We start from the raw sequence: 1,390 nt of genomic DNA, 5'->3' as shown, positions 1-1,390 counted from the left end.
ATGCGGGGCCGCCCCAGCGCCGTCCTCCCACCCCCTCCCGGCGCCGGCGCACCTCGGGCGACGATCTGGATCACGCGGCGGCGCAGCTATGCGTAGGACCGGACATCATGCGGGGGCGCTGCGACCGTTGCGGGGCCATGCTCTCGCCGAGCGGCGGTGGCTTGGGCCCGATGACGTGCGGTGAGACGCGTGTATATGACCGGTGTGCAACCCGCGTGCGTGAGAACAGGTCTGAGTGCGGCGTGATGAACAGCCCGGCTTTCTGGGGCGAACAGGCCAAGGCGCACGCCCGGGACGGCGAGTACGCGCGGGCGGAGACGGCGCTTCGCCAAGGCCTGCAGCGCCATCCGGGTCACCCGGTCCTCGGCTACGCGCTGGCCATCCTGCTGCTCGCGCGTGGCGATTACGCGGCCGGATGGCCCCTGTACGAGGACCGCTTGCGGCTGGCGGGCGCCCGCGCGCCGACCCTCTCATTCGCGCAATGGCGCGGCGAGCCCGTGGACAGCCTGCTCGTCTTGCCGGAGCAGGGTTTCGGCGACCAGATCATGTTCGCCCGATACATTCGACCGCTCCTCGCGCGGGGGATCCGCGTCACCGTGGTCGCACCGCAGGCCCTCGCCCGACTCTACCAGCCGTTGGGGGCCGAGGTTCTGGCGATGGACGGAGACCTGTCCGTCCCAACGCGGGACGCCTGGTGCATGATCGGATCCCTGCCCGGACTGGTGAGCACCCTTCCGACCGACCCTTGGGTCAGGGCGCGGGGTCGCGGCGGGGGCCGCGGCGTCATGCTGCGCGGCAGCGGTCGATATCCGCATCGCGACCTGTCCCCGGAGGCCGTTGCCGCCCTGGAAGGCTTAGGCTTGAGCCTCTCGCCCGAGGCCACCGGCGCTCGGGACTTCCAGGACACCGCCGAGATCATCGCCGGATTGGACCATGTCATCACCGTCGACACGGCCGTCGCCCACCTGGCGGGCTCCCTCGGAGCCCCGACATGGCTTTTGCTTCCCACCAGCGCGGACTGGCGCTGGGGTCGCACGGAGTCGACCTCGGCCTGGTATCCGTCGATGCGCCTCTTCCGCCAGCGCGTCGCGGGCGATTGGACCGGTGTCGTGGACGAGGTCCGGACCGAACTTGCGCGGACGGCCACGCGCCAGAACGCCGTCTGACGGCGCCAAGGCCCGTTTGCTGCAGCGACCAGCCCCCTTGTGGGCTTCGACGCCTACGGCACAGCTTATCCGCGAACTTCCACTCCCGTCCTCGCGCCCGCCGTGTTAGACGGCCCCGATGGTGATCATGGTGGACAGCCCGCTTGCGCGTGGGGCTGCTCGTGGCGCCGCCCTGTTGCGGGCCGGGCGCTACAACGAGGGGTTCGCCCTCTTCGACGGCTGGC

1 protein-coding gene is annotated in these 1,390 nt (G+C 71.0%); it reads left to right on the top strand.

Annotated elements, in window-relative coordinates:
- The first annotated feature begins 245 nt into the window (after window positions 1-245).
- Complete coding sequence (locus tag AX721_RS14705) at window positions 246-1,166, top strand: tetratricopeptide repeat protein (protein WP_068876739.1); 921 nt, start codon at window positions 246-248, stop codon at window positions 1,164-1,166.
- Window positions 1,167-1,390: the final 224 nt, after the last annotated feature.

This window comes from Phenylobacterium sp. CCH9-H3 (genome assembly GCF_001557235.1).
GTDB lineage: Bacteria > Pseudomonadota > Alphaproteobacteria > Caulobacterales > Caulobacteraceae > Phenylobacterium.
The sequence above is the reverse complement of the archived record's forward strand: the minus strand, read 5'-3'. Positions and strand labels throughout refer to the sequence as shown.

Coding starts and splice junctions, on each gene's coding strand:
- AX721_RS14705 (WP_068876739.1), top strand. CDS start 246: ATGAACAGCCCGGCTTTCTGGGGCGAACAGGCCAAGGCGCACGCCCGG.